Consider the following 20,708-nt stretch of genomic DNA (forward strand, 5'->3'; position numbering starts at 1 on the left):
ATGCCATGCTTCCCATGAATGACACGACAAAGGTCCCGCCGGCTCAGCGAGCGGGGCCTTTTCTCATATCCGGTGGTGGCGGCGTGGTCTTTTCCGGGGAAAAGGGAAGGACCGCGGTCGTTCTGAAAGAAACCGATCCCCGGTGAGGCTTCCGACAGGGGATATCATTTCACCTGGTAGATGTCACGGTCCCTGTCCTGGAAGTAGACATGGTCGTATGTCCCCCGGTCGATAGACTCAAAGAACTGTTCTCCCTTTTTCCTGCAGGCGGGACAGCTCTGTCCGGGTATGATGACGGCGAACACGCGGTTGCCCGTGCTTGCCCGGGAGTCTATCGTCAACAGACCGCCGCAGTCTTCGCAGATACGGATGGTTTCGATCTGGTCTTCTTCGATGTTGTCGGTATCGTAATAGATGCCGCGCCGGCGACGCAGGTAGCCGGCCCCTTCGGTGATCTCCGCCTTCTTTGTTCCACGGTCCTTCCAGAGCTGATATATCTCTTTCACTTCCTGCTCGATATAGCGTGTTATCTGCGGTGACTGCCGGATGGCTTCCGGGTCGTAATCGGGCTCCATCACGGAGCTGTAGTCGATACCCGCCATTGCGAGGATGATCCCGGCGTTCACGTAGGGAAGGGCGCTTTCGATCGAGTATCCCCCTTCGAGCACCGCGATATGGGGGGACAGCTTCTCGTTCAGGATCGCGTATCCCTGGGCGGTGAAGTTCATGTTTGTGATCGGATCCGTGTAGTGGTTGTCCTGGCCTGCCGAGTTGATGATGAGATCGGGCTTGTAATCGTCGAGGATCGGAAGGATCAGATTATCGAGGGTATAGAGAAATCCCTCCTGCGACGTATGGGGCGGCAGGGGGATGTTGATCGTATAACCGAGTGCGTTGGGACCGCCGAACTCTTCGATGAATCCCGATCCGGGATAGAGCGTACGCCCGTCCTGGTGAATTGAAATATAGAGCGTGTCCGGATCGTGCCAGTAGATATCCTGCGTGCCGTCACCGTGGTGGCAGTCGGTATCGACGACGGCGACCCGCCGGTGGCCGTATTTTTTCCGGATGTGCTCGATCATGATAGCTTCAATATTGATGTTGCAGAACCCGCGGGCCCCGTGGACGATCCTCATGGCATGGTGTCCCGGTGGGCGGACCAGGGCGAAAGCATTATCCACCTTTCCCTGCATGACCACATCGGCGGCGGTGATGGCGCCGCCGGCCGATATGAGATGTGACTCGGTGATGACGCTTTGTGCGTCGGGAACACAGACGTGGATCCGGTTGATGTCCTCAATGGTGGCGAGGCCCGGCTTGAACTCCGTGATATTATCAAAATCGAGAAGACCTTCCTCGAAGACCTGGTCCTGCGTGTAAAGCAGTCGCTCTTCCCGTTCCGGGTGCGTGGGTGATATGGCCCAGTCAAAGGCGGGGAAAAATATCAATCCTGTTTTCCGTGTTCCCTTCATGCTTCTGTCCCTTTCCTGAGACCGGCTATCAGGCCCGGCTTGACCTGTCCCTTTATGCGGATGTTCTTGCCGGCGGTGAAATAGCCGCGTACCATGTTGAACGACTGATCTTCCGTGATCTCGATCTCGATCTCGTCCTTCCGGGCCCCCATGGAGATCGCGCGTTTTTCGAGGTGCTCTCTGCAGACCTCACGGGCCTTCTCCCGGTCAAAGCCGGAATCAATGCGGATCTGGATACCTTCTTCCACGATGGTGAGAACTCCCTGTTCCGTATCAGCCAGGATGGTCAATTCGGTTGTTGTTCGCGCCAGGGCGGCGCCGATGGCGTTGGCCACCTCGGCGTGTTCCGGAATTTCGGACCTGCACCTGAGCAGTTCTCCGAGACGGGGCGCCATTGCCTCCGCCGGACCGCCCACGACATAGAGGGCGGTCGGTTCGATCGTTTTCCCCTCGAGCAGTTCATGTACGGTGTAGACGGGCTCGTTGTTGATCTCCCGGATCATCGCCTGTACCGCGGCGGTGATTTTTTCGCAGGCACTGTCGTATATCGCCTGTGCCGTTTCGACCATGGAAAGTCCGGTCTTATGTGATATTCCGTCTATCGCGGCGACGGCCTTCTCCCGGTCCCCTATTTCGGCGAGATTGAGGACGATCATGGCATCCGTCGGTGTTGCCGCCGGACCGCCGAAGGCGGCTGCCGGGCCGGCCCGCTCCGGGCCGATGATGATCGTTCCATCCTCGCAGCGGACCCTGCTGTCCCCGCCGATACCGATCGACCTGGTCCGAAGCCCCCTGATCAGGGTCTTGTGTCCCTCGATGGTCACCCCAAGCGGTTCCAGAAGCGGGACCCCCCCGGCGAAAATGGCGATGTCCGTCGTGGTTCCCCCGATATCGAGGGCGATGGCGTCCTCCCCGCATTCCGTGAGGCTCAGAATACCCATGATACTGGCGGCCGGTCCGGAAAGGATGGTCTGCACGGGGCATTTGACGGATTGTGCGATCTCGAAGGTGCCCCCGTCGGCCTTCAGGATATAAATGGGATAACCGCCGTCGAATCTGGAAACGAAGCGGTTGATGTTGTTGACGAAAGAATTGTAAATGTCCCATACGGCCGCGTTCAGATAGGTCGTGGCGATCCGTCGCGGAAAGTTCAGGTTTCCCGACATGCGGTGGCCGAGGGATACATGCCGGAACCGATCCGCTGTCCGGTCGGCGATATTCGTCTCTATACCGGGATTGCGCGTGGAGAATTTACCGACGATCCCGAGATGGTCTATGCCGGCGTCCTTGATGAGGGACACAACGCGGTCAATCTCTTCGTCCCGCACGGGCGACACGATGATACCCCGATGATTGGCATATCCGGACACGATGTGCGTATGATCATTTATCCTGAGAAAATCAGGAGAAATGCCGGGTCCGGCCGCCACGATCATGCCGACGGGGCTGACCGTTCCCTGGACGATGGCATTGGTTGACATGGTCGTACTGAGCACGACCCTCTCGAGGACGTCCGGTCCAAGGTCACTGAATATTTCCTCCGTGACCGCCAGAAGTGAATCGAGAAGTTGCTCATGATTCGTGGGGACCTTCGCTTTCTTCCTGACGATGAGACCATCGAGAAGAACAGCGTCCGTGTGTGTGCCGCCGACGTCGATGCCGAGAATCATAGGCTTTCCTTGACGATGTATTTGGAATGATTAGGTCGGTGAGTATCACATGAATAGCATGGCAGTCAAATACTGTTTGGGGGATGAGGCGTGAGGCGTGACGTGAGAAATACAGTCGTACAGCTTTGGGATTACGGATTACGGATTACGGATTACGGGGTACGGATTATGGATTATGAATCTCGATTCCCGAATCCTGAACACAGAGGCGTCGAAATTGATTGATGAAATGCGGTCATTATTGTATTTTTTCATAAAGTCCGGCAGGGAGGGCAGTCATGGCGAAGATCACCTTCAGCAAGAGGGGCGGGCAGATACGGACCGTGGTAAAGAAAGACCGGGCAGCCGCGACTGGTGCTTCGCCGGAGGAGGTGGTGCGCCGGATAAAGGAAGAGTCGAAAAGACCCCATGAAGAGGAATACCGCCGGCGTTCCCTGGAAATTCACGGACTCGTCTGTGCCCGGTGCGGCAGGGAGTTCGATCATACCAACCGGCATCTCCTGACGGTCCATCACCGGGACGGCAACCACGACAACAACCCCCCCGACGGGAGCAACTGGGAAAATCTCTGCGTGTACTGTCATGATGACGCCCACAGCAGGGAGGTCCTGGGAGACTATCTCGGCGGGAATAGCAGTGACCGGGAATCCGTCGTGGTCTACTCGAAAGGGGAAGGTTCGACCCCCTCCGGCCTGGGGAGCCTCGGTGACAGGATCAGGGATGCAATGAAAAAGAAAAAGTAGGGATACCCCTCCGGTTCTCATTACGTCCGTCAACCTCGAACCACCCGTAGCATATTAATATCAAAGACATTCCATTTTATCATTCTCCGGGACAAATATTGATTGACAAGTCAATTTTTTTTTTATAATTTCCGGGTGCCGATGGAAAATACCTGCGGTGCCGTGTACCACGGGATTTTTCTCCCCGTGGCGACGGTGCCTGTCGGCTGTGTCTGGTCGTTGAAAAAGGAACATATCCATTGGATAGGGGTGGTTTTTCCGGGTATTCAGAGAAGCTGTGGTTACCCATGAACGGCTCGTTGTCCGGAGATACATCCCGTTTGGAGCGGCCGTTGAAACGTTCCTGCGGGGATCGTGATTCGGGGATCGTGATTCGGGATTCATAATCCGTAATCCGTAATCCGTAATCCCCTAATCCGAAATTTATAGGATTTTCATGCCCCACATCCATGAAAAACGTTTCCGGTTCGGAGCAAAGGGGAAAGGACAACCATCCGGGAATTCTTTGCCGCGCAGGCGGGATACAGACAGAAGGAGGAGAAAGCGGTGGATATCGTAGATCAAGGGGTAGGAAGGCTCTTTACGGACCCTGATGCCGATAAGGCGCGGGAGTTCTTCAGGCAGAAATCGAGAAAGCAGGAAAAGAAGTTGATGACCGTCAAGGAGGCGGTTGAAAAATTCGTTCATGACGGAGATTACCTTGCGATCGGAGGATTCGGCGCGAACAGGATCCCCACAGCGGTTTGTCATGAAATTGTCAGGCAGGGCAGAAAGAACATGGCCTTTGCCGGGCATACGTCGACCCATGATTTTCAGATACTCTCGGCGGGCAAGGTCTTCAACAAGCTCGACATCGCTTACATAATCGGTCTCGAGGCACGCGGGCTGTCGCCCAATGCCAGAAAGTACATGGAAAGCGGTGAGGTCGAGGTCACCGAGTGGACGAACTACTGCATGTCGGCGCGGATCAAGGCGGCGGCGATGGGCGTATCGTTTGTTCCGATCAGAAACATCATGGGAACGGATACGTTCAAGTACAGCGGTGCGAAGAAGATAGTATGTCCCTATACCGGGCAGTATTACGTGCTCATGCCGGCTCTCTATCCCGATGTTTCGGCAATTCATGTCCATGAGGCGGATATTTACGGGAACTGCCGGATCAGGGGTATCACCATATCGGACCTTGATCTCGCGCGGGCGACGAAGCGGCTTATCATTACCGCCGAACGGATAATCCCACCCGATGAGATCAGAAAGGATCCGACGCAGACGGTCATTCCCTTCTATCTGGTCGATGCCGTCTGTGAGGTGCCCTACGGCAGCTACCCCGGCAACATGCCCTATGAGTATTTTTCGGATGAGGAACATCTGCGGGAATGGATGAAGGTGGAACGGGAACCGGAGACATTTCAGGAATTCCTCGACAAGAACATCTATTCGTGCCGGGATCATTTCGAGTACATCCGGCAAAACGGCGGCATGGAAAAGATGTGGCAACTGAGACACAAAGAATTAATGATCCTCAATAATCACTAAGGGAAGGGGGCGATACCATGGCCGATTACAATACAATGGAACTGATGATATGCGTTGCAGCGAGGGAACTGGAGGACGGTGCGTCCGTCGGGGTCGGCACCGGCGCTCCCTGCGCGGCGGCGATGCTTGCTCAGAAAACCCGTTCACCGAACCTGCTGATCATGTTCGAGGCAGGCGGGGTGGCTCCCATACTTCCCGAGATGCCCATATCCGTGGGCGATTCCCGGACATTCTGGCGGGCGGTAATGGCAAGCGGCATGTGCGAGATCATGGAGACATGCTGCCGGGGGATGGTGGATTACACCTTTCTGGGCGGAGCCCAGATCGACATGTATGGAAATCTGAATTCGACGCGCATCGGCGGCGAGCACCAGAAACCGAAGATCAGACTGCCGGGAAGCGGTGGTGCCAACGACTTCGCCTCGCTCTGCTGGAGAATGATGGTCATCACCCCTCAGGACAACAGGCGGTTCGTCGAAAAAACGGATTATATCACTACGCCGGGCTGGCTCGAAGGAGGAGATTCCCGCTCGAAATCGGGTCTCCCACTGGGGGCCGGTCCCTACAAGATCATCACAAATATGGCGGTGCTCGATTTTGAACCGGAATCCAAGAGGATGCGGATCATTTCCGTGAACCCGGGGTATTCGGAAAAGGACGTTCAGGACAATTGCGGGTTTGAACTGCTGCGGGCCTCAAAGATCGTGGAAACCCACCCGCCCACGGATAAGGAACTGAAGGTCCTCAGAGAGGAAGTGGATCCCTACCGGTATATTATCGGCCGGTGATGGAATCCTGGAGTTCGGAAGGAATCCGAAAAGAGGCCATGGCTCTCAGCCATGGCCTCTTTTTATTCGTTCATCTTTAATGCGGGGTTTTTCCGGGCGTGTCGGAGAGACCTCTCACCGCCCATGGACGGCTCTCTCTATCAGAGGCACAATATTTCGTCCAGCGTCAGGTCTTCCACCCGCACGGGATCGATACCCTTGATATGGGCGGCGAGTTCCCTGGCCGACATCTCCGGTACGGTCCTGACGATGCGGTAGTTGTGGTCCTGAAGCCAGTTCATGAACTGCCAGCCGAGACATTCCTTACAGTGGACACTCTTTTTGTGAATATAGGCATCGCCTTCGAGACCTTCGAGTTCCTTGTGCCTGGGACACGCGATGTCAACACAGAACTGTCCCGAAACGTATTTTTTCTCTTTCATCAATCAGACTCCTTTCTTTCCTCTCAATATATCAAAGCTGCTGTTCTGGTAATCCATTTTGTCTCCAACCGAGCTTCCACAGATGGGACAAACATAATCATATTTATCGCCGTCGGCAAGGACCAGCAACAGTCGTTTCCTTACCGGGACGGCCCTTTTGCAGGTGGCACAGTACAGTTCGGTGGCCTCGAATTCATCGAACGAGTCCCGTTTCATAGGTCAGCGTCTTTCTCCGGTATTATGTCAGCACTGTCCAGCCAGACGGTTGCCTCGCTGTCGCTCGGTGCCCGGTAATCGCCCCGGGGCGAAAGGGAGCCGCCGGACCCGATCTTCGGGGCGTTGGGAATACAGGAACGTTTGAACTGGCTCGTTTTGAAAAAACGATAGAGGTAAACCTTCAGCCATTTTTTTATTTCACCGATGGTATATTCATTCCTCGCGCCCTCCGGAACGTCGGGCCATTGTCCGGCTTTCCTGTCTTTCCATGTATTGTAAGCGATGAATGCTATCTTGGCGGGCCCGTATCCGTAGCGGGTTATATAGAAATTGTTGAAATCCTGCAGTTCATAAGGCCCGATAGTTTCTTCGGTTTTCTGCGCCGGTATATCATTATTTTCTCCGGGAATCAATTCCGGGCTGATCTCCGTTCCAATAATGTCCGACAGGACCTGTTCCGTTTCCCCGTCGAACTGATGCGAGTCGATGACCCACCGGATGACGTGCCGTATCAGGGTCTTGGGAACGCTCGCGTTCACGCTGTAATGGGACATGTGATCGCCGACGCCGTATGTGCTCCACCCGAGCGCCAGTTCGCTCAGGTCGCCCGTTCCGACAACGATCGCGTCCCGCAGGTTCGCGATGCGGAACAGATGGGAGGTGCGTTCGCCGGCCTGGACGTTCTCGAACGTGATATCATAGGTCTTCTCACCCTGGGCATAGGGGTGCCCGATATCCTTGAACATCTGCATACAGCTCGGCCTGATATCAAGCTCGTTCGCCTCGACCGAGAGGGCCTTCATGAGGCTCAGGGCATTCCGGTATGTCCGCTCTGACGTTGCGAATCCCGGCATGGTATAGGCCTTGATGTTCGACCGGGGAAGGCCGAGCAGGTCCATGGTGCGGGCCGTCACGATAAGCGCGTGGGTGGAGTCGAGGCCTCCCGATACGCCGATGACCACATTTTCAATGCCTGATGAGTCAAGTCGCTTCGCCAGTCCCTGAACCTGGATATTGTATATCTCGAAGCACCGGAGGTCCCTCTTTTCCCGTTCCGCTGGAATATAGGGAAATCGCGAATATTCGCGGTCAAGCAGGACCCTTTCTTCGGGGATGTCGGCGCTGAAGGTTACCGTGCGAAACGGCGCCGAATCACTCCGGCATGCCCGCGCGTTCTGACTGAAACAGGTCATGCGCATTCTGTCCTGGGCGAGCCGATCCACGTCTATATCTCCGAAAATTATCTGCGGCTTCCGTAAAAAGCGCTCCGATTCGGCCAGCAGGGTGCCGTTTTCGTATATCATGGCGTGTCCGTCCCAGGCGAGGTCCGTCGTCGACTCGCCGTAGCCGGCCGCCGTGTACAGGTATGCCGATATCAGGCGCGCCGACTGGCTTGCAACGAGGGCATGCCGGTATTCCGATTTTCCCACCACGATGTTCGATGCCGAGAGATTGGCTATCACCGTGGCCCCCGTCAGTGCCGCCCTGCTCGACGGGGCGATCGGTACCCAGAGGTCTTCGCATATTTCAACGAAGAACCTGCAATGTCTGATGTTGTCGATATCGAAGATAAGATCCGCACCGAAAGGAATACCGGACTGATCACACAGACGGACATGCCGTGACAGGGCGTCTTCGGCCGGGCTGAACTGCCTGCCTTCATAAAACTCCCGGTAGTTGGGAAGATAGGATTTGACCGCAACTCCGAGAATGGCTCCCCGGTACATGACAATGCCGCAATTGAAGAGAAGTTCGTCGACTTGAAGAGGGGCCCCGACGATGATGATCAGGGGAAGGTTCGCCGTTGCCTCCAAAACCTGTTTGAGGGCGTTCTGGACGCCCTCAAGAAGAGCTTCCTGGTGAAAGAGGTCCTCATTGGAATAGGAAGAGATGCCCAGTTCAGGGAATACGGCTAACAGGGCCTTGTTCCCGGCTGCCTTCCGGGCGAGGTCGATCGTGCTTTTCGCGTTGAACTGGGGGTCCGAGACGCGCACCTCCGGCGAACAGAGGGCGACCCTGATGAAGCCGTGATGGTATAGATTGAAGAACTCTCTCTCATTCATGAACCGCTTTTTGTTTCCTCTCAGGTTGCAGTCTTAAGGGCCGACGCCTGCTCATGAACAGCCACGGCCGCTTCCCCCGCTTCTCTCATGGTTCTTCCCAGGGAAAGAAATCCGTGGTTTTTCATTATGATAAACCAGTGGTCGCTTAATATTTCCATTACGCTCGACACCAGTTCCACGGACCCGAAGGGTTCCTCCCGGCATGTTTCCGGTATTGAAAGCGCATGCGCCGCCTCGAGTATGCGCCTTGAATGTCCATGAAAGATGGCATGAACGTCTTTTCTCCGGCGGTAGATCTCATGGTGCAGCATGCTTTCCGACGAAGGGTTTCTGGTTCCTCCGGCCGTAATGATTCCCTTTTCGAGGTCACAGTCATGAACAAGAACAAAGGAATCATCGGTGAGGCAATCCTTCAGCCCCAGCTCGGATGCCGTTATTATGAATGAATTATCATGCTTATGCAACCGGAAACTGAGATTTCCCAGGGAGCTGCCCCGGTACAGGGGTGTCAGTTCCAGTCGGTGGAAGGCGCGGCACCATTTCCTGAGTTCGTCTGTTCTGTCATCGGCGGGAACACTGTTCCCCTTCCATGTGACGGTAAATCCTATTCTCATGCTGTTCGGCTCATACATGGGACAGGACCCTTTTTTCGATTTCCGCCCGGGGCATGGCCCCCACAAGGCGGTCGACAACCTGTCCGTCCCGGAAGAGAAGCATGGTGGGAATGCTTCTGGTTTCATAACGGGAAGAGGAGAGGGGATTCTCGTCAACGTTGAGTTTTGCGACCTTGAGGCGTCCCGCGTATTCCCGGGCCAGTTCTTCGAGGATGGGGGCTATCATCCGGCAGGGACCGCACCAGGGGGCCCAGAAATCGACGAGGACGAGGCCGGTTTCTGAAATGACCTCCTCGGCAAAGGTGTCGTCGGAAACCATGACCGGTGAACCGGTGATGCCCCGCGCCGGAAAGGGTGTTCCGCATTTGCCGCAGAGCGGCCTGTCACCCAGCCTGTTCCTGGGTATGCGGTTTTTCGTCCCGCACCGGGGACAGGGAATGATCACGCTTTCCATGCCGGGTCTTACCTTTTCTATTTCTAATATCCTGCTTCCACTATCACGGGGTCCAGGATCCTCACCACTTCAGCCGGCGGCATCTCGACCAGCAGGCCCCGCCTGCCTCCGTTGATATAGATACGCTCAAGCTCAAGAATGCTTCTTTCCATATAAAGCGGTAAAGGCTTCCTCGTTCCGAAAGGGGATGTCCCGCCGACCTGATATCCCGTATGTCTCTGGACCTCTTCGGGAGTGCAGGGCCGAACCGTCTTTGCCCCCCGCAGGCGGGCCATTGTCTTTGCCGACACTTCCTTGTCGCCGTTCATGAGAACAATGAAGGGGTCCCCGTTTTCGTCCTCCATGACGATGGTCTTCACGGCAAGGTGCTCGCCTATGTTCAGTTCCCTTGAAGCAACTTTCGTGCCGCCCCGGTCCTCATATCGGTAAAAATGGGGAACGAAATCAACCTTTTCCTTTTTCAGCATCCGGATCGCCGGTGTGCCGGTAACCTTTTCCTTTGCCGCCATGAAGCAGCCCTTCTCATCCTGTAATCGCGCGTAATCTATCACAGAGTCGAAAAGGTCTCAAGTGGATGTCGTGCATAATGACACTGCCCTGTATGCATGTTTTATTATAGTTGCTCATAATCCCTTTTTTACTGAGCCCGAAACGTTACAGTCAGTGGCAAAGGGGCAAAGCGACAGAGCGACAAAGTGAACATCATGAAACGTGTGATATCAAGTGTTCCTTCAGTTCCCCCTTTAGCAAAGGGGGATCAAGGGGGATTTTACATACGAAAATCCCTCCCGACCTCCCTTTACAAAGGGAGGAGAAAAACTTTTGAACCCCATAAAACCGTTTCAATGGCCGCTTCAAAAGGGATTTGCGCAGGCGGAGAAACATCGAATATTTTGTCTCATCATGATGGGAATAGGAATATTGGATTGACAACCCGTTGTAACAAGGGGCATATGAGTGGTATAGTCCTGCTGAACGAGAAGACAAAAAATATAGGGACGGTAAACGGCGGAGACATGAGGGATTCGGATCGCATGAAGATCATCGCGTTTGCGGCAGTGTTCGGGATCTGCATGGGACTGTTTCCATTGGATGGTCCGGTATCATATGCCGAAGATAATCTGCCGCAGGCCGTCGTTGAAACCATCGAGCGGGAGGCGATGCGTTCCTACCCCTCTTCCGATGACGACCGGCAAGCCTATATCGATCGCCAGAAACGGGATTTTCATGCATTGTCCTCATATTCGCCCGATGGTGTCGATCCGGCAGTGATAGAGGAGATCAAGATCTCGGCCGCCGCGGCCTTTCCCCACAATTTCAGTGCCCGGAAGTTCTTTGTCGAAGCGCAGATCCGGGACTACCTTTTTGTCAGGGATTATTGGAATCCCGGTGTCCAGCCCGAGGTGATTTCACGGGTCAGGGATGAAGCTTTTTTGGAATTTCCCGAAGATTACAGCGCTCAGAAGCTGATTCTGGAAAAAAGGATCAGTGAGCTCATCGGTGACTGATCATGAATAGGAGGGGCAGCTTTTTTCAGGTTGATTTTCACTGCCTTTTGATTTAGATATATGTTTCAAAGGTGATATTAATGAGGAAAGCAGCCTTCATCCTTGCAGTCGCCGGTATTTTTCTTTTCCTGGCCTCCTGCCAGTTCTTCCATGAATCGAAACTTCCGGAAACCATGGGAGTCAGTCTGGTGAGCGCCGATGATTACAATAATCAGGGAATTGCCTGGCGTTGCCTGGGGGAACTGGATCAGGCCATCGAATGCTACGACCGGGCTCTTGAACTGGACCCGGATCATGCCATCGCATACAATAATCGCGGTGTCGCCTGGCGGCTGAAGGGTGATTTCCAGCAGGCCGTCAAGGACTACAGCAAGGCGTTGGAAATAGATCCGCTTCTCGCGGCCGCATACAATAACCGGGGTGTCATTTACGGCATGGAAGGAAATCTCGGACAGGCCATAGGTCATTACAACAAAGCCCTTTCCATCGATATCTTCTGTGCCGATTACTATAACAACCGAGGGGTTGCCAGGGAAATGAAGGGTGACCTGGACGTGGCCATCGATAATTACGAAAAGGCCATCGAGATAGATTCCGAGCATGCCGTCGCCTTTAACAACCTCGGTGTGGCCATGCGGGTCAGGGGCGATATCGACCAGGCCATAGATAATTACAACCGGGCCCTTGAGTTGAACCCCGCCTTCGCGGACGCCTATTACAACCGCGGTATCGCCTGGAAAATGAAGGGAGACATCCGCCAGGCCGTATCGGATATGAAGAAGGCCCTCAGCCTGAATCCCAAGAACAAGAAATACCAGATTTTCCTCGCCTATCTTGAATCACGCCTGTAGTATTAAAAAATATCGGCCCACGATGCACGGAAGGGAAAGCGCTCATCTTGTGCTTTGCCGGAATGTATGGCAGAAACGTTCCGATCGCCACTGCAGGGAGGAGGCATATGCAGCCTCCGGGTGGGTGACGGAGGAAGGGTGACCATGATCAAAAAAACGCATAGTTCTTCTGCTGCGGCAGCCCTGCTCCTGCTGCTCGGCATCCTGTTCGCCGCCTGCCAGGGTGATCCCTTCGCCGGCGTGAAAGCCGACAATCCGGTACAGTGGGGGGAAGCGGTGAAAAAAATGGTTGCCGCCGGCGACCCGCGGGTCATACCCTATCTTGAAGAGGGTTTGAAGAACGGCAACCGCTATGTTCGAAAGACCGCCGCCTGGGGGCTTGGCAGAATGAAGGACACCGCGGCCGTCGAGAGCCTCACGGCGGCGCTTGACGATGAATTCTGGGAAGTGCGCAAGGCGGCCGTTGTCGCCCTGGGCGACATAGGTGACGACCGTGGCATTGTTCCTCTTATTACTGTCCTTGGCGACGCCGACTGTGATGTACGGTATTCCGCCATGCGGGCCTTGGAAAAGACCGGTGCGGCCACGGAGGACGCCCTCCTTGCGGCACTGCGTTCGAATAACGGGACGATTAGGGAAGGCGCGGCGAAAACCCTCCAGGAGCGGGGGTGGCGGCCGGGAACCGTCGAGGAAGAAGTATGGTTCTCCCTTGCCCTGAAACAATGGGAGCCGGTCAAGGCCGGCGGGGATGCGGGACTTCCGGTCCTCGTCGACTATCTGGCCTATGATGATATTTCCTCTCAGGTAATGGTACCCCTGTTCCGTGCCGTCGGTCCGGCCGCGGTCCGGTCCCTGGAGCTATCCCTGGGTGATGACGACAGTACCGTTCGTGCCCGGTCAGCGGAGATCCTCGATGCCCTCGGCTGGAAACCCTCGACCGTCGAAATGCGTATCAGCTATGCCGTCGCGCGGGGCCGGTGGGATGACTTACGGAACATGAAGGGGGATATCCTGACGCCGCTTTTGAAGGTGCTTCGGGACGGTGACGCCGGCATCAGGCGCCAGGCCGCCGAGGTCCTGTCCGACCTGCACTGGAAGCCGCAAAACGACCGTGAAAGGATAGATCATCTCATTGCGAAAGGTGATTGGGAGGCGGTATCGGCAGAGGGGAAAGGGGCCGCGGGGCGGCTGGTGGATCTTCTCAATGACCGGGATCCGTCCGTCAGGAGCGCTGCGGCATTGTCGCTCGGCTCCATCGGCGACGGCGACGCACTCCCCGCGCTGATGGAAGCCCTTGCCGATAGGGACTGCACCGTGCGGCAGGCAGCCGTGGAGGCGCTCGGTCTCCTGGCCGATCCGCGGGCGGTGCCTGCGTTGATCGGAGCAATGAAAGACCGCTCCTGTGATGTCCGGGAAAAGTCGGCGCCGGCATTCGCGCGCATCGGTGAGCACGCTGTTGAACCCCTGATCGCCGTCCTGGAGGAGAACAATCGCTATCTGAATGAGGGTGTTCTCGATTCCCTGGGGCAGATCGGTGATCCGCGGGCGGTAGAGCCGGTGATCGGCACACTGGGAGATACTGACAAAAAAATAAGAATATCCGCCGCCCGTGCCCTGGGTGAGATCAGGGATCGACAGGCAGTGGTCCCCCTTGTCGAAGCGCTGCATGATGTGGAGCAGGATGTCCGGGAGAGTGCGGCAAAGGCCCTTGGTGAGATCGGTGATGCGGCGGCCCTGGACCCCTTGACGGAGCTCCTGCGCGATACGGACAACAACCGGTTTGTCAGGGAAAACGCCGTTGAGGCGCTTGGTAACATACATGGACCGGAAACAATACCCATACTCGTGGAAGCTTTGGGGGACCGGAATGGTTTTGTCCGGGCGAAAGCGGCCGGTGTCATGGGTGGAATAACCGACGCCCGGGTGGAAGAGGCACTGATCGCAGCCCTCGCCGATGAGGTCTACGCGGTGCAGGCGGCCGCGGCGGAGTCCCTCGCATCGTTGGGGTGGCAGCCATCGTCGGAAACAGAGAAAGCCCACTATCTTCTGGGCATGAAGAAATGGGAGGAACTGGCGAAGATCGGTTCACCAGCAGCCGTGCCCCTGCTGGCGGCCATGAAGGATCCGGATTCAGAGGTCAAGACGGAGGCGTCCGGGGCCCTTGTTTCCATCGGGGGTGATGCGGTGGAGATCTTGATGAATGAGATCGCGGACGGCAGATCGCCGATCCGGGCCGATGTGGCCGAGATTCTGGGCGATATCAGCGACAGCCGGTCCGTGGAGGTGCTCATAACCGCCCTGAACGACGATGATTCGGGAGTACGAAAAAACGCCGCTGTGGCCCTCGGCAGGATCGGTGACGCCAGGGCGGTGCAGCCGTTGATAGGTCACCTGCGTGACTGGTGGGCCGGCGAGGAAGCCGCCGCGGCTCTCGAGAAGCTGAACTGGAAACCGCAGCATGAGGCCGATCGGATCCACTGGCTGGTTGCGAAGAGAAACTTTGATGAGTTGAAAAGCAGGTGGAACATGACGAAAGCGGTCCTTTTCGCGGACCTCGAATCGGGGGATTTCAATGCGGCGGAGAACGCGCTCACGGCGCTCCTGAAAATGGATATGACTGACGATATTATCCCCGAGCTGATCGACAGGATACAGCGGGCGGGGAACGGTGCAATGGCGGAGGCGTTTTTGAACTCACCGGAACCGAAGCTTGTCGCGGCAGCCCGCCAGTGGGCGGCCCGGCACGGATATTCCGTAAAGAAGTAGCAGGCTTCCCTATACACTTATTTGAAAAAGGGTGAAATCACGAAACGAGCGGGACCATTCATGACCCGATGCCACCAAAGAAATCCCTGATTATCTCCGCGATACCGGCAGGTTGTTCCATGGGTATCAGGTGACCCGCACCGGGGATCAGCCGGTGGGTTCCCCTGGGGAACAGAGATGCCGCCCCGGGAAGATCAATGTAACTCCTGTTTTCACTTTCTTCACCTTCCAGGACGAGGGTGGGGCATGAGACCCGTGAGAGCAGCGGCCACGGATCATACTGCATGCCGCCCATGAAGAGCGCCGCTTCGCGCTGGGGTGAGCAGAGAAGCTGCAATCCCCCCGTTTCACCCGGTGTCATGCCGAATCGAATGTACAGTTCGAGCATTTCCGTGTCCCAGTTTCTGAAGAGCGGTTTCGTCCTCAGGTACTCAAGGGCTTCCGTGCCGTCATTCCAGTGGTTGCGCCGTTTGATCGATTTCGACGCCAGGGGGTGATCTTCGACCCCGATACCGATACGGTAAAAGTCCTGCGGCAGGAAGATCGGCTCGATCAGGATCATTCCGCGGGCATTGAGGTCAAAATGGGCATCGGCGATCGTGAGCACCGTGGCCCCCATGGAATGACCCACCAGAAAAGGGGATGCGATCCCCTTCTCACGACAGAAAGCGGACATGTCGCGGGCAAGGGTCATCCAGTTCAGGCCGCCCTCTCTGGGGTCGGTGACGCGGTGGTCGCAGAAGTAAGGGGCAAGGATACGGTATTGCGGGGAGAGCCGCCGCGCGACCGGGTGCCAGAGCCAGGGGAGAAATCCCGTGGCATGGAGTAAAATGATCGTTTCCCCCTCGCCGTCATACTGGAGGTAGGAAAGATCGACATCACCGATATTCTGCGTCAGCGTGAGCGGTTCGCTCATGGCACGGTACCTCCTGAATCGGCTGATCGCCCCATGGAACTACCGGTCCGGGCGGTCAGTCCTTTTGTCTGTGAATTTTGAAATCAGCCTTTTGACATAAGGGTTGTTCCAGAACCCCCGTGTTGAAACGATCAGTTTGCAGACATGCAGCATCGCCGGGTCTCTCATGAGGGCCTCTATCAATACCCGGTGACTTTTTACAAAACCGTCGAACTGGAGCTCCGTGCGCTGTTCGAAGCCGAAGGGGATGCCGCTGAACCGTTCCAGTTCCTCCGGCGTCATGCCGAGCCCGCCCAGCATCTTCAGAAGGTACTCACCGGTGATGTTCCGCGTTCCCTGGGAGAACTCGCTGAACCGTTGCGGAGACAGCCCGGAAGCCTTCATGAACCGTCCCTTGCTCATTTTCAGGATGCCGGCGCGCTTCCAGAGAAAGTCAAAATAATCGTTGAATTCCGTTTCTTTCTTTCGGGCTGCCATGGGTGGAAGCATAACATCATTTCTCATCATGTCAATATAAAACCGGGCCTTCGCAGATGGAAATCCGGCGGGAAGCGAAGAGGGACAACTGCCGGTGACCCTATCCCCGGCGAACCCCGCAAAGATAGCATTGACAGGAAAGGACGATGTTTTTTATTGATTTAATGTGGATTTTGATTGTACTCCAACCATAAGAGACCCTTTGAGAAAAGATGTCGGAAGGAAGGGAATGAGCCTTCGACTGAAGACAACCATCATCATTATAATTGCTACTGCGGTCCTGCTCGGTCTGCTCTGGGGTGTTTCCTCGATCATTGTCGGCAGGGGTTTCGGCCGGGTGGAAGAAGCGGATATGCGTCATTCCCTGGAGGTTCTCCTCAGTGCTTTGAACAACGAGATACAGAACATTACCGCTGCCAATGCCGACTATGCCTTCTGGGACGACACCTGTGAGTTCATCGAGACCGGCAGCGAAACCTATATGACAGTCAATTTCACGGAAGATACCTTCACCGATTTTCGTCTCAACTTTGTTCTTTTTGTCGACCTGTCGGGGTGGGTCGTCTACGCACGGGGATTCGATCTGAAGGCCGGCAGGGAACGGCCGGTACCACGGTCCCTGACGAAGGCAGCCCATATTCAGCGGTTCCTCATCGGGGAGGCTGAGATCGACCGGTGCCTCAGTGGCATCGTTACCCTCCCGGAGGGGAATGTCCTGATTTCATCCTGTCCCATCATCAACAGCCGCAAGGAAGGACCGGTGAGGGGGGCTCTCATCATGGGGCGGTATCTCGATGAGCTTGAAGTATATCGCCTCTCGGGCATGCTCCATCTTCCGGTGACCCTGTTCCCCTTCCGTGACGGGGTGATGCCTCCTGAGGTTGCTCATGTCTATGCCGAAGGTGGGGGAAAGGACGGGTTTGCGGTACAACCCATTGATGAGCGGACGATCGCGGGATACGCGATCGTGAATGACATGGACGGAAAACCGGCGCTGGCGCTGCGCGCTGAAAAACCGCGGGCCATCCATCTCCAAAGCCAAAAAACTCTCAGATATTTCGTCATTATTCTTGTTATTGCCGCGGCCGTCTTCGCGTCGATCATCTTTCAGCTCCTGGAGATATCCGTTCTCTCACGGCTCAGACGGATCCAAAAGAAAGTGCAGGTAATCGGTTCGACCCGGCAATTTTCCGAAAGGCTCTCTGAGCCGGGAAGGGATGAACTGGCGAGCCTGTCGGCCGATATCGATTACATGATTGAAAATATTGAGAAAGAACAGAAACTACGCCAAGAGAGCGAGGAGCGGTATCGTCTTCACTTCCTGCATTCCTCCGACGTCTTTTATACCCTGTCACCGGATTTCGTCGTACAGGATGTATCGGGAAGTGTGGAGAGGATCATGGGGTACAAGCCGGAGGAGATGATAGGCAGGAACTTTCTGGAGTTGAACATTCTGGCCCCCGAGTCCCTCGACCGGGCGGTTGCAGATACCGGAAAGGTGCTTGCCGGTGGAACGGTAAAGGCCTCGGTCTACAGGTTCATTACCAGGGACGGACAGGAACGATTCGGAGAGGTCTCGGGCATCCCCGTATATCGGGACGGACGGGTGACGGCAATCGTATCGGTGGGTCGCGACATAACCGAGCGCAGGCTGGTGGAAGAAGCGCTTCAGGAGAGTGAGGAGCGGTTCAGGGCCATAGCGGTGACCGCACGGGATGCCATCATCATGATGGATGGAGAAGGTGCGATCACGTACTGGAACCCGGCGGCTGAATCGGTCTTCGGCTATGGGAACAGCGAGGCCCTCGGCAGCGATCTTCATACCCTGCTTGCCCCGGAACGATATCAAGCGGCATACAGAGAGGGGGTCAGAAAATTCCGGTATACCGGGTCCGGTGATGCCGTGGGCAAAACGCTTGAACTTGAGGCAGTCAGAAAGGACGGGACGGAAATACTGGTGGAACTGTCTCTCTCATCGATACAGATGAAGGGCGATTGGTACGCCGTGGGAATTGTGCGGGACATAACGGAACGCAAAGAAACGGAGGAACTCCTGCGGTTGAGCAAGGAGCGCTATCAGAACCTCGTTGAGAATATCAATGACATCGTGTACACGATCGATGAAGGAGGGGTCATCACCTACGTCAGCCCATCGGTGGAAACGATCACCGATTACACCGTTTCGGACCTCGTCGGTACAAATTTCATCGACCTTGTACACCAGGACGACCTTCCCCTGGTCATGACCAGGTTTAGGGAAATCATCAACGGAGATATAGGGCCTGCCGAATATCGTATGATCATGAAATCGGGAACAGCGAGGTGGGTGAGGACATCGAGCCGCCCCATCATGGCTGACGGTTTTTTCGCCGGAATGACGGGACTCCTGGTGGACGTGGATGATCGGAAGGATGCGGAGCTTGAGTTACAGTCGCAACGGGAACACCTTGAACTTATCAACAAGATCCTCCGGCATGACCTGATCAACGACCTGACGATCATAAAAAGCGCTCTGAACCTGTACCAGGAGACGGGGGAAGCGGAGCTCCTGGAAGAGTCGACCAAGCACGTGGACAAAAGTGTTGGCCTCATCCGGACCATGAAGGAATTTGAATCCTTCATCGCCGCCCACAGTGAGCTGAAGATCTATAACATCGGGGAACTGCTCCTGTCATTGTCGAAAAACTACCCGTCGCTGGCTGTAACCGTCGAGGGGAGCGGGCGTGTCCTCGCCGATGAATCGCTGAGCTCAGTTATCGACAATATCCTGCGCAATGCCGTTATTCATGGAAAGACGGACCGTGTTTCCGTCACGATAGAAACGGAAGAACAGTTCTGTGTCGTCAGGATCGCCGATTACGGGAAGGGGATCCCCGCCGATGTCAGGGATAAGGTTTTCGATGAGGGATTCATGTTCGGCGAAACGGGACAAACGGGATTGGGGCTGCACATTGTGAAGCGGGCCATGGATAATTACGGGGGGACCGTCCACGTGGAGGAAAATACCCCGCAGGGTGCCGTTTTCGTCCTTCGGTTCAGGTCGATCGCAGGTTCACGATGACCGTGTCCGTGTCCGTGTGAGAGTGTTCCTTACCGACCCTGCTCCATCCATTTTTTCATGCGGGGAAGTTCTTCCTGTTCCCACGCCGCGGAGCGCCGCCGCTCCAGGAACAGCGCAAAGAGTTTCTCCATCGTGTCAACCATTCTCTCGATGGCGGACGTCCGGTAAAGCAGTTTTGCCTCCCTTTCTTCCTCTTCTTCATCGAAATCGGAAAGGATGTTCAACGATTGATAGAGAAAACGGTCCGCCTTGATGGTGCACTCCATCCGGTCCGTTCCGATGCCCAGGCCGAGGCGTGCTTCCCTGATCTTCTTCGCCCGCCTGAGCGCCGTCTTTCCTTCACTGAGGTCCGCGTGCAGCCCCTGGCAGACGACCGTTTCGGTATATTCTCCCTCACCTGATTCGAAGACCACCCTGCGGGAGAAAACGACCTCTATGTCGCCGAGCCCGGGGACCAGCATGGTGCCGTTCCTCTCCTCGCTCTTGAACCAGAGCCAGGTCAGGAACTCGCGGCCCGGCAGGGGCGGAATATCTTCTTCACCTGTCCAGGGAAGGGCGGGGACCAGTTTCAGGGAAAAGGAGCGGTCGAAGTACTTTTCGAAATCTTCCATGACCGACGGTGCCGTCGTGCCGATAATGAGCCACCCCTTCGCCGGGCACCAGATGACGTCATGGAACGAGGGGATCGCGGGAACCTTCTCGAGCAGCCTCTGGCGGACCTGCTCCTTTATGTCTTTCCGTTCCGAACGGGAGAGGCGCCGCCGGCCTGTTTCCTCAGCCCGGGCCTTTTCGGCTTCCAGTATCCTGAGCCGGAGCAGCGCGGGCGGTATGGTCCGCCGGTCGATGCGCAGGGAAAAAACAAGGCATTCACCCAGATGATAGCTGGCGTATTCAAAATTCCGATCAAGGACATTTTCAAGACCCGTCCAGCCCAGGGATTTTTCACGAACGACCGAGGAGTTATCGAAGGCGTATTTTTTCAGTTCCCTGTCGAAAAAGGCGGAAAAATCCTGCGGTAGATCACCCGCCACGTGATATCGTGAGAAGGTTATCGTCCCTTTTATCAACCCCATGCTTCTTCTCCGTTGCGATTTTTTCTCCGGTAAAGGAAGGAACCCTACTTCGGGCGGCGTTCCCTGTCAAGTCGAATC

Annotated in this window: 18 protein-coding genes; 7 read left to right on the top strand and 11 right to left on the bottom strand. The window is 55.8% G+C overall.

From position 1 onward, the window contains the following. Positions 1–164: 164 nt before the first annotated feature. Both JXO48_10730 and JXO48_10735 read right to left on the bottom strand, forming a co-directional pair. On the bottom strand, positions 165–1,472 hold the full coding sequence (locus JXO48_10730; protein ID MBN2284355.1) for a histone deacetylase: 1,308 nt from the start codon (positions 1,470–1,472) through the stop codon (positions 165–167). After that, a complete protein-coding gene (locus JXO48_10735) occupies positions 1,469–3,142 on the bottom strand; it encodes a hydantoinase/oxoprolinase family protein (protein MBN2284356.1) in 1,674 nt (557 codons plus the stop codon). Before JXO48_10735 ends, JXO48_10730 begins: the two co-directional genes overlap by 4 nt. 278 nt (positions 3,143–3,420) lie before the next feature. On the opposite strand from JXO48_10735, the gene JXO48_10740 reads away from it, so the two are divergent. The 3 genes from JXO48_10740 to JXO48_10750 all read left to right on the top strand — a co-directional run bounded on the left by JXO48_10740 (position 3,421) and on the right by JXO48_10750 (position 6,209). Next, positions 3,421–3,885, top strand: a complete 465-nt coding sequence (locus tag JXO48_10740) for an HNH nuclease family protein (GenBank protein ID MBN2284357.1) — start codon at positions 3,421–3,423, stop codon at positions 3,883–3,885. A 546-nt stretch (positions 3,886–4,431) separates the two neighbouring features. Beyond that, positions 4,432–5,421 (top strand): CoA transferase subunit A, encoded by a 990-nt coding sequence (locus JXO48_10745; GenBank protein MBN2284358.1) that lies wholly within the window; start codon positions 4,432–4,434, stop codon positions 5,419–5,421. A gap of 17 nt (positions 5,422–5,438) precedes the next feature. After that, the gene (locus tag JXO48_10750; GenBank protein MBN2284359.1) at positions 5,439–6,209 is read left to right on the top strand and encodes a 3-oxoacid CoA-transferase; all 771 of its coding nucleotides are present in this window, start codon (positions 5,439–5,441) and stop codon (positions 6,207–6,209) included. 140 nt (positions 6,210–6,349) lie between these two features. Here the strand turns inward: JXO48_10750 and JXO48_10755 are convergent, their stop codons facing one another. The 6 genes from JXO48_10755 to JXO48_10780 are packed head-to-tail and all read right to left on the bottom strand — an operon-like array spanning position 6,350 to position 10,487. Beyond that, the gene (locus tag JXO48_10755) at positions 6,350–6,631 is read right to left on the bottom strand and encodes a hypothetical protein (protein MBN2284360.1); all 282 of its coding nucleotides are present in this window, start codon (positions 6,629–6,631) and stop codon (positions 6,350–6,352) included. 3 nt (positions 6,632–6,634) lie between these two features. Beyond that, entirely contained in the window at positions 6,635–6,847 is a 213-nt protein-coding gene (locus JXO48_10760) for a hypothetical protein (protein ID MBN2284361.1), read from the bottom strand. Then, a complete protein-coding gene (locus JXO48_10765) occupies positions 6,844–8,910 on the bottom strand; it encodes an NAD(+) synthase (GenBank protein MBN2284362.1) in 2,067 nt (688 codons plus the stop codon). The genes JXO48_10760 and JXO48_10765 overlap by 4 nt, the downstream gene beginning before the upstream one ends. Positions 8,911–8,930: 20 nt before the next feature. Continuing rightward, entirely contained in the window at positions 8,931–9,524 is a 594-nt protein-coding gene (locus tag JXO48_10770) for a class II aldolase/adducin family protein (GenBank protein MBN2284363.1), read from the bottom strand. A 10-nt stretch (positions 9,525–9,534) separates the two neighbouring features. Next, positions 9,535–9,978: a thioredoxin TrxC gene (gene trxC, locus JXO48_10775; protein ID MBN2284364.1), complete on the bottom strand. Its 444-nt coding sequence runs from the start codon at positions 9,976–9,978 to the stop codon at positions 9,535–9,537. A 23-nt stretch (positions 9,979–10,001) separates the two neighbouring features. Next, positions 10,002–10,487, bottom strand: a complete 486-nt coding sequence (locus tag JXO48_10780) for an aminoacyl-tRNA deacylase (GenBank protein ID MBN2284365.1) — start codon at positions 10,485–10,487, stop codon at positions 10,002–10,004. A gap of 444 nt (positions 10,488–10,931) precedes the next feature. Between JXO48_10780 and JXO48_10785 the strand changes: the two genes are divergently transcribed. The 3 genes from JXO48_10785 to JXO48_10795 all read left to right on the top strand — a co-directional run bounded on the left by JXO48_10785 (position 10,932) and on the right by JXO48_10795 (position 15,103). Beyond that, positions 10,932–11,486, top strand: a complete 555-nt coding sequence (locus tag JXO48_10785) for a hypothetical protein (GenBank protein ID MBN2284366.1) — start codon at positions 10,932–10,934, stop codon at positions 11,484–11,486. Between the two features lie 80 nt (positions 11,487–11,566). Then, entirely contained in the window at positions 11,567–12,337 is a 771-nt protein-coding gene (locus JXO48_10790; protein ID MBN2284367.1) for a tetratricopeptide repeat protein, read from the top strand. Positions 12,338–12,481: 144 nt separating this feature from the next. Further along, on the top strand, positions 12,482–15,103 hold the full coding sequence (locus tag JXO48_10795) for a HEAT repeat domain-containing protein (protein MBN2284368.1): 2,622 nt from the start codon (positions 12,482–12,484) through the stop codon (positions 15,101–15,103). Between the two features lie 58 nt (positions 15,104–15,161). Here the strand turns inward: JXO48_10795 and JXO48_10800 are convergent, their stop codons facing one another. Both JXO48_10800 and JXO48_10805 read right to left on the bottom strand, forming a co-directional pair. Further along, a complete protein-coding gene (locus JXO48_10800) occupies positions 15,162–16,019 on the bottom strand; it encodes an alpha/beta hydrolase (GenBank protein ID MBN2284369.1) in 858 nt (285 codons plus the stop codon). A 39-nt stretch (positions 16,020–16,058) separates the two neighbouring features. Next, positions 16,059–16,508 carry a helix-turn-helix transcriptional regulator gene (locus JXO48_10805; protein MBN2284370.1) on the bottom strand — a complete coding sequence of 150 codons (450 nt, stop codon included), beginning with the start codon at positions 16,506–16,508 and terminating at the stop codon, positions 16,059–16,061. 217 nt (positions 16,509–16,725) lie between these two features. Here JXO48_10805 and JXO48_10810 point away from each other — a divergent pair, with 217 nt between their 5' ends. Further along, positions 16,726–19,557: a PAS domain S-box protein gene (locus JXO48_10810; GenBank protein ID MBN2284371.1), complete on the top strand. Its 2,832-nt coding sequence runs from the start codon at positions 16,726–16,728 to the stop codon at positions 19,555–19,557. Between the two features lie 29 nt (positions 19,558–19,586). On the opposite strand, the gene rdgC is transcribed toward JXO48_10810, so the two are convergent. Then, positions 19,587–20,630, bottom strand: coding sequence for a recombination-associated protein RdgC (gene rdgC, locus JXO48_10815; protein MBN2284372.1), 1,044 nt, complete (start codon positions 20,628–20,630; stop codon positions 19,587–19,589). Positions 20,631–20,708 lie beyond the last annotated feature (78 nt).

The organism is Deltaproteobacteria bacterium, assembly GCA_016933965.1.
GTDB lineage: Bacteria > Desulfobacterota > Syntrophia > Syntrophales > UBA2210 > JAFGTS01.

Coding starts and splice junctions, on each gene's coding strand:
- JXO48_10770 (MBN2284363.1), bottom strand. CDS start 9,524: ATGAGAATAGGATTTACCGTCACATGGAAGGGGAACAGTGTTCCCGCC.
- JXO48_10785 (MBN2284366.1), top strand. CDS start 10,932: ATGAGTGGTATAGTCCTGCTGAACGAGAAGACAAAAAATATAGGGACG.
- JXO48_10790 (MBN2284367.1), top strand. CDS start 11,567: ATGAGGAAAGCAGCCTTCATCCTTGCAGTCGCCGGTATTTTTCTTTTC.
- JXO48_10805 (MBN2284370.1), bottom strand. CDS start 16,508: ATGCTTCCACCCATGGCAGCCCGAAAGAAAGAAACGGAATTCAACGAT.
- JXO48_10750 (MBN2284359.1), top strand. CDS start 5,439: ATGGCCGATTACAATACAATGGAACTGATGATATGCGTTGCAGCGAGG.
- rdgC (MBN2284372.1), bottom strand. CDS start 20,630: ATGGGGTTGATAAAAGGGACGATAACCTTCTCACGATATCACGTGGCG.
- JXO48_10810 (MBN2284371.1), top strand. CDS start 16,726: ATGAGCCTTCGACTGAAGACAACCATCATCATTATAATTGCTACTGCG.
- JXO48_10730 (MBN2284355.1), bottom strand. CDS start 1,472: ATGAAGGGAACACGGAAAACAGGATTGATATTTTTCCCCGCCTTTGAC.
- JXO48_10755 (MBN2284360.1), bottom strand. CDS start 6,631: ATGAAAGAGAAAAAATACGTTTCGGGACAGTTCTGTGTTGACATCGCG.
- JXO48_10795 (MBN2284368.1), top strand. CDS start 12,482: ATGATCAAAAAAACGCATAGTTCTTCTGCTGCGGCAGCCCTGCTCCTG.
- JXO48_10780 (MBN2284365.1), bottom strand. CDS start 10,487: ATGGCGGCAAAGGAAAAGGTTACCGGCACACCGGCGATCCGGATGCTG.
- JXO48_10800 (MBN2284369.1), bottom strand. CDS start 16,019: ATGAGCGAACCGCTCACGCTGACGCAGAATATCGGTGATGTCGATCTT.
- JXO48_10760 (MBN2284361.1), bottom strand. CDS start 6,847: ATGAAACGGGACTCGTTCGATGAATTCGAGGCCACCGAACTGTACTGT.
- JXO48_10740 (MBN2284357.1), top strand. CDS start 3,421: ATGGCGAAGATCACCTTCAGCAAGAGGGGCGGGCAGATACGGACCGTG.
- JXO48_10765 (MBN2284362.1), bottom strand. CDS start 8,910: ATGAATGAGAGAGAGTTCTTCAATCTATACCATCACGGCTTCATCAGG.
- JXO48_10735 (MBN2284356.1), bottom strand. CDS start 3,142: ATGATTCTCGGCATCGACGTCGGCGGCACACACACGGACGCTGTTCTT.
- trxC (MBN2284364.1), bottom strand. CDS start 9,978: ATGGAAAGCGTGATCATTCCCTGTCCCCGGTGCGGGACGAAAAACCGC.